At 66.9% G+C, this 6,091-nt stretch carries 8 protein-coding genes and 1 pseudogene; 5 read left to right on the top strand and 4 right to left on the bottom strand.

Annotated elements, in window-relative coordinates:
- Positions 1-180, top strand: a pseudogene (locus EN780_RS25595) (ornithine cyclodeaminase family protein); the annotation flags it as partial.
- Here EN780_RS25595 and EN780_RS25600 read toward each other — a convergent pair.
- From EN780_RS25600 to EN780_RS25615, 4 genes are all read right to left on the bottom strand, one after another.
- Entirely contained in the window at positions 170-598 is a 429-nt protein-coding gene (locus EN780_RS25600) for a VOC family protein (RefSeq protein WP_127282407.1), read from the bottom strand. The pseudogene EN780_RS25595 and the gene EN780_RS25600 sit on opposite strands and share 11 nt — an antisense overlap.
- A 97-nt stretch (positions 599-695) precedes the next feature.
- A complete protein-coding gene (locus EN780_RS25605) occupies positions 696-1,130 on the bottom strand; it encodes an EVE domain-containing protein (RefSeq protein WP_128275677.1) in 435 nt (144 codons plus the stop codon).
- Positions 1,127-1,507 carry a VOC family protein gene (locus EN780_RS25610; protein ID WP_128275678.1) on the bottom strand — a complete coding sequence of 127 codons (381 nt, stop codon included), beginning with the start codon at positions 1,505-1,507 and terminating at the stop codon, positions 1,127-1,129. Before EN780_RS25610 ends, EN780_RS25605 begins: the two co-directional genes overlap by 4 nt.
- A 70-nt stretch (positions 1,508-1,577) precedes the next feature.
- A complete protein-coding gene (locus EN780_RS25615; protein ID WP_128275679.1) occupies positions 1,578-2,294 on the bottom strand; it encodes a YafY family protein in 717 nt (238 codons plus the stop codon).
- 111 nt (positions 2,295-2,405) lie between these two features.
- Between EN780_RS25615 and EN780_RS25620 the strand changes: the two genes are divergently transcribed.
- From EN780_RS25620 to EN780_RS25635, 4 genes are all read left to right on the top strand, one after another.
- Positions 2,406-3,467 (top strand): class I SAM-dependent rRNA methyltransferase, encoded by a 1,062-nt coding sequence (locus EN780_RS25620; protein WP_128275680.1) that lies wholly within the window; start codon positions 2,406-2,408, stop codon positions 3,465-3,467.
- Positions 3,468-4,316 (top strand): RNA methyltransferase, encoded by an 849-nt coding sequence (locus EN780_RS25625; RefSeq protein WP_128275681.1) that lies wholly within the window; start codon positions 3,468-3,470, stop codon positions 4,314-4,316.
- Positions 4,317-4,384: 68 nt separating this feature from the next.
- A complete protein-coding gene (gene lspA / locus EN780_RS25630) occupies positions 4,385-4,867 on the top strand; it encodes a signal peptidase II (RefSeq protein ID WP_127282401.1) in 483 nt (160 codons plus the stop codon).
- Positions 4,868-4,920: 53 nt separating this feature from the next.
- Positions 4,921-5,910 carry an MDR family oxidoreductase gene (locus EN780_RS25635; protein WP_128275682.1) on the top strand — a complete coding sequence of 330 codons (990 nt, stop codon included), beginning with the start codon at positions 4,921-4,923 and terminating at the stop codon, positions 5,908-5,910.
- Positions 5,911-6,091 lie beyond the last annotated feature (181 nt).

Raw genomic sequence — 6,091 nt, forward strand, 5'->3', positions numbered from 1 at the left:
CAGCCGCTCGCCTCCGGCGTGCTGAAGCCGGATGCCATCATTGCCGACCTGCATGAGCTGGCGCGCGGCGAGAAGGCCGGGCGGCAAAGCGACGGCGAGATCACCCTGTTCAAGTCGGTCGGCGCCGCGCTCGAGGACCTTGCCGCCGGCATAGCCGTCTACAAGGCGCTCAAGCGATAGCGTCTGCCGGCGCCACAGCCCTGCGATCGAACTTCCTGATCGCTTCGGCGCTGACCGGAGTGAACAAATTCACCAGATTGCCGTCGGGATCGCGCAGCAGCAGCGATCGGTTTCCCCATGGCATCGTCGTCGGTGTCTGCACGAAGTCGCCGATGGTCTCCACCAGCCTGCGATACTGCGCGTCGACATCGGCAACGCGAAATTCGATGATCGCCGAACGATTGGCGGCCGGCTCCGCCACATCCGCTCCGAACAGCGCCAGGGTGCGCGTGCTGCCGATCGCCAGCGTGCAGGAGGCGGTCGCCAGTTCGGCGAAATCCGGAGTGAACCAGGTCGCCGTCAAGCCGGTGATCGCCTCGTAAAATGCCACCAGAGGCTTGATCTGGTCGGTGATGATGCGGATCGAGACGAAGTCCATAATGTTCTCCTTGGGGCAAGCGCGGCGGATCAGGTGATGATGCGCTTGTTGCACGAGGCTGCTGACAGCCTGGTGTCAGCAGCCTGCCGCGCGGACCTCAGGCTGCCTCGGTGGCCTTGGCACCCATGGCCTCGGCAATCAGCCGAAAATCGTGTTCGTCGATTTCGAACAGGCCCAAGCGCAGCTGATAGCCCCAGTTCGTCTTGCCCGCCGTGAAGTCCAGCCTGCCGAGCAACGGCTTGATCGGCGCTTCCCTTGTCTTCGCCCAGGCGACATCGCGCCGGAACGGCGTGAAGCCGCCGCCCATCTCGCCCTGATATGGCTCGCCCTCACGCACGGTGCCGATTGCCGTGAACGACTGCAGGCCATCCTTTTCGCCGAGGACCGTGTTCGGCGAATAGTAGGCGATGCCGTCGCCGGGTCTGATGCGGCGCAACGGCGCCAGTCTGCCGTGGTTGACCTGCATGAAGCCGCCCGCGCGGCCGAGCCGGACATGCGCGGCCGAGGCGACGGCGATCCAATGCGCGCTCATGCCTGGTCCCCGTCGTTCAGCCAATAGACGCGCAGCCGGTGATTGTCGGGGTCGAGCGCGACGAAGGTGCGGCCGAAATCCATGTCGGTCGGTGCCTGCAGGATGTTCAGGCCGCGACCCGCCCAGTCCCGGTGGGCGGCGTCGACCGCCGCCGGCGTGTCCTGCGCGAAGACGATCTCGGCGCCGCCGCCCGCGGCCGCCGCCGCCGGCTCCACCGTATGGCGCGACCACAGGCCGAGCTTGAAGCCGCCGTCGAGCACGAACAGCACGAAGGTCGGCGATGCCTCGACCGGCTGCCGCCCGAGCAGCGCGGCGTAGAAGGCGCCGCTCCGCTCCGGGCTGTCGACATAGAGGATGACGAAATTGGGGGTGTTCATTGCTGTTCTCCAACGTGTCTTCGCTTGGAGGACCTTACGCACTACCACTGTCAGATTCTGGCAGCAGCCATCAGCGGCCGGTGCCTTTCGACGCATCCCGACCCGCTTGCGGCGTGTCGAGTGTTGCCCGCCACTCCTTGAGCAGCGACTGGCGCCGGCGCGGATAGCGCACATCGCTGGCGTTGAGGCCGGACATGCGATCGGCGCGGAAATGGCGAAAATCCTGGCGCGTCTCGCACCAGGCGACCAACACCCGCACCTTGTCGAAGAAGCCGATCGCGAAGGGCCAGACCATGCGCTGGGACTGGGCGCCTGCGCCATCCCGATAGAGGAACCCGAGCTTGCGTTCGTTGCGGATGGCCAGGCGCACCAGGCCAAGGTCGATGCCTTCGGTGGCCTCGGCGCCCGGCCCGACGAGCAGCGCGGTGGCGTCGAGATCCTCGCGCAGGTCATCCGGCAGCACCGCCGCGATCTTGGCCAGCGCATCGGTGGCGGCGGCCGAAAGCCGCTTGTCCGGCTGCTTGGCGACCCACCGCGACCCGAGCACGACGGCCTCGATCTCCTCGTCGGTGAACATCAGCGGCGGCAGCATGAAGCCAGGCTTCAGCACATAGCCCAGCCCCGCCTCGCCCTCGATCGGCGCGCCCTGCCCCTGCAGCGTTGCGATGTCGCGGTAGAGCGTGCGGATCGAGACGCTCATTTCGCCGGCGAGCGTGCGCCCGCTCACCGGCCGGCGGTGGCGGCGCAGGATCTGGATCAGGTCGAGCAGGCGTTCGGAGCGGGACATGGCCCAGATTTGCCCGTTTCCCCCGCTAAGGTCCATCACGGACGTCGGACCATTTTGTTGCGCCGCCGATGGCCCTATGTCAAAAGCGGCCTGCCGTTCCGGAGAGTGTTCTTGAAATCCTTTCGCGATCGAAACCGCGACAACCGTCCGCGCCAGCCCGCCAAAGCCAATGCCGCCCAATCGCATCCCCGCGAGGCCGGCGCGGCAACGAGGCAGGAGCCACAGGGCCGCCCCGAACCCAAATCCGCGCCGCGCGTCCTTGCGCGCCGCGAGGGCGCGCTGCCGGCCGAGCGGCTGCCACTGATCCTCGAAGTGGCGCCCAATGCCGACTACGCTCTGCTGGATAGCGGCGCTGGCCAAAAACTCGAGCAGTACGGCCCCTATCGCATCGTGCGGCCGGAGGGCCAGGCGATCTGGCAGCGGGCGCTGCCGGCCAGGGACTGGGAGCGCGCCGACGCCATCTTCACCGGCGACACCGACGAAGAGGGCATCGGCCGCTGGCGCTTCCCGAAAACGCCGCTCGGCGAAACCTGGCCGATGAAGCATGACGGCATCGACTATCTTGGCCGCTTCACCTCGTTTCGCCATGTCGGCGTCTTTCCCGAACAGGCCTCCCACTGGGATCACATGGCCGGGCTGATCATGGCCGCCAGACGGCCGGTCAAGGTACTGAATCTCTTCGGCTATACCGGGCTCGCATCGCTGCTGGCAGCCCGCGCCGGCGCCGAGGTCCCCCATGTCGATGCGTCCAAGAAGGCCATTGGCTGGGCCCGGGAAAACCAGGAGATGGCCGGGCTCGCCAGCAAGCCGATCCGCTGGATCGTCGAGGACGCCGTGAAGTTCGCCGAGCGCGAGGAGCGCCGCGGCAGCCGCTACGATATCGTGCTGTTCGACCCGCCCGCCTATGGCCGCGGCCCGAAGGGCGAGGTCTGGCAATTGTTCGACGACCTGCCCGGATTGACCGACCTCTGCCGCTCAATCCTGACGCCGAAGCCGCTCGCCGTTGTGCTGACCGCCTATTCGATCCGCGCTTCATTCTTCGCCATCCATGCCCTGATGCGCGACACCTTCGCCGGCATGGGCGGCACGGTCGAATCGGGCGAGCTGATCATCCGCGAGAAATCCGCCGGCCGCGCGCTGTCGACCTCGCTGTTCTCGCGCTGGGTGGCCTGAATGAACGCTTATGAGAGCTCCCGCGCCGTCGGCCAGGTGAAGGAGGTCACCAGCCTCGCCAATCCGCTGGTCAAGGACATCAAGGCGCTGGCGCTGAAGAAGTTCCGCGACCAGCAGAACGCCTTCATGGCCGAAGGCCTGAAGCTGGTCATCGACGCGCTCGATCTCGGCTGGCATATCCGAACGCTGGTCTTCGCCAAGGCCGGACGCGGCAATGCGGCGGTGGAGAAGGTCGCGGCGCGCACCGTCGCCGCCGGCGGCACCGTGCTCGAAGTCTCGGAAAAGGTGCTGGCGGCGATCACCCGCCGCGACAACCCGCAAATGGTGGTCGGCGTCTTTGCCCAGAAGGTGCTGCCACTGAGGGACATTCGCGCCACGGATGGCGACGTCTGGGTGGCGCTCGACCGGGTGCGCGATCCCGGCAATCTCGGCACCGTCATCCGCACCGTCGATGCCGTCGGCGCCAAGGGCGTCATCCTGGTCGGCGAGACCACCGATCCCTTTTCCGTCGAGACCGTGCGCGCCACCATGGGCTCGATCTTCGCGGTGCCGGTCGCTAGGGCGACGCCGGAGGCTTTTCTGGCCTGGCGCAAGGGCTTTCCGGGCCTTGTCGCCGGCACCCATCTGAAGGGCGCGGTCGATTACCGTTCGGTCGATTTTACCAGGGGGCCGGTGCTGCTCTTGATGGGCAACGAGCAGCAGGGCCTGCCCGACAGCCTGGCCGAGAGCTGCGACCGTCTGCTCAGGATTCCGCAGGCCGGCCGCGCCGATTCACTCAATCTGGCGGTCGCCACCGGCATCATGCTGTTCGAGATCCGGCGCGCCGCGCTGAAGCTGGGCCCGGACTAGACCATGATGCCAAAAAATGGCGTCCGGTATTCGGACAGGGTCATGGTCAAACAAGAGGGCATCAAACCGTGAAGTCGTGGTCCCCCTACGCCCTGCTGGTTGTCGTCGCCATCGCGCTCGACCAGTGGATCAAGCACCTGGTGAAAAGCGGCCTCACCTTCCAGGAGAAGGTCGATCTCCTGCCCTTCCTGGCGCTGTTCCGCACTTACAACACCGGCATCGCCTTCTCGATGTTCCAGTCCTTCGGCGATACCGGCCTGGTGGTGATTGCCGTCCTCGTCGTCGCCTTCGTGCTCTACCTCGCAACCCGCACGCCGGCGGGCCACGCGGTTGCCCGGACCGGCTTCGCGCTGATCATCGGCGGCGCGGTGGGCAATGTCATCGACCGCGTCGCCTACGGCCATGTCATCGACTACATTTTGTTCCACACGCCGGTCTGGTCCTTCGCCGTCTTCAACCTGGCCGATGCCTTCATCTCGGTCGGCGCCGCGCTGGTCCTCTTCGATGAATTGATCGGCTGGCGGCGCCAGCCCAAGACCTCGCAAGATTGACCTCGCGCGGCCGTCGCCGCACAGTCCGAGCACCGCACAGCCGGGAGAAGAACGTGTCCGATACCTTCAAAGCCATCCTCGTTTCGCGCGACGCCGACAAGAAGCAGTCGGTCGCCGTCACCGACCTCACCGAAGCCGACCTGATGGAGGGCGACGTCACCGTCGCGGTCGAGGCGACGACCGTGAACTACAAGGATGGGCTGGCCATCACCGGCAAGGCGCCGGTCATCCGCCGCTGGCCGCTGGTGCCGGGCATCGATTTCGCCGGCACCGTCATCTCCTCCTCGCATGCCGACTGGCGCAAGGGTGACAAGGTCATCCTCAACGGCTGGGGCGTCGGCGAGACGCATTTCGGCGCCTTTGCCGGCCGCGCTCGTGTCAACGGCGACTGGCTGGTGCCGCTGCCGGAGGGCATGAGCCCGCATGATGCGATGGCGGTCGGCACCGCCGGCTACACCGCCATGCTCAGCGTCATGGCGCTCGAGCGGCATGGCATCGTGCCGGATCGCGGCCCGGTCGTGGTGACCGGTGCGGCCGGCGGCGTCGGCTCGGTCGCGGTCTCGATCCTCTCCAGCCTCGGCTACCATGTCATCGCTTCGACCGGCCGCAATGCCGAAAGCCCCTATCTGATCGACCTCGGCGCCGCCGAGGTGATCTCGCGCGACGAGCTCACGCAGCCGGCAAAGCCGCTCGCCAAGGAGCGCTGGGCCGGCGGCATCGATGCGGTCGGCAGCCACACGCTGGCCAATGTCCTGTCGATGACCGCCTATGGCGGAGCGGTGGCCGCCTGCGGGCTTGCCGGCGGCATGGACCTGCCGGCGAGCGTCGCTCCCTTCATCCTGCGCGGCGTCTCGCTGCTCGGCATCGATTCGGTGATGGCGCCGAAGGCGGTGCGTCTCGAGGCGTGGCGCCGCATCGGCACCGATCTCGACCACAGGAAACTCGCGACGCTGTCCAGGACCATCGGTTTTGACGGCATAATCGACGCCGCGCGCGACATCGTCGACGGCAGGATCAGGGGCCGCGTCGTGGTCGATATGTGAGCCGCTGACAGGGCAAAAACGGCGCGACTGTTAAAATTCGAACGATCCGCCGCAGCCTTCCATAATCTCTCTGTGGCAAGGCTTTCCGCATGATCGCGGAATCCGGCATCAAGGCGGCGCAGACTGCCGAAGGCGTGGGCGGGCAAGGCCCCGACGCGCCGAAGCGGCTGCTTGTCGCCCC

This window comes from Mesorhizobium sp. M4B.F.Ca.ET.089.01.1.1, from assembly GCF_004022605.1.
GTDB classification, from domain to species: Bacteria; Pseudomonadota; Alphaproteobacteria; order Rhizobiales; family Rhizobiaceae; genus Mesorhizobium; species Mesorhizobium abyssinicae.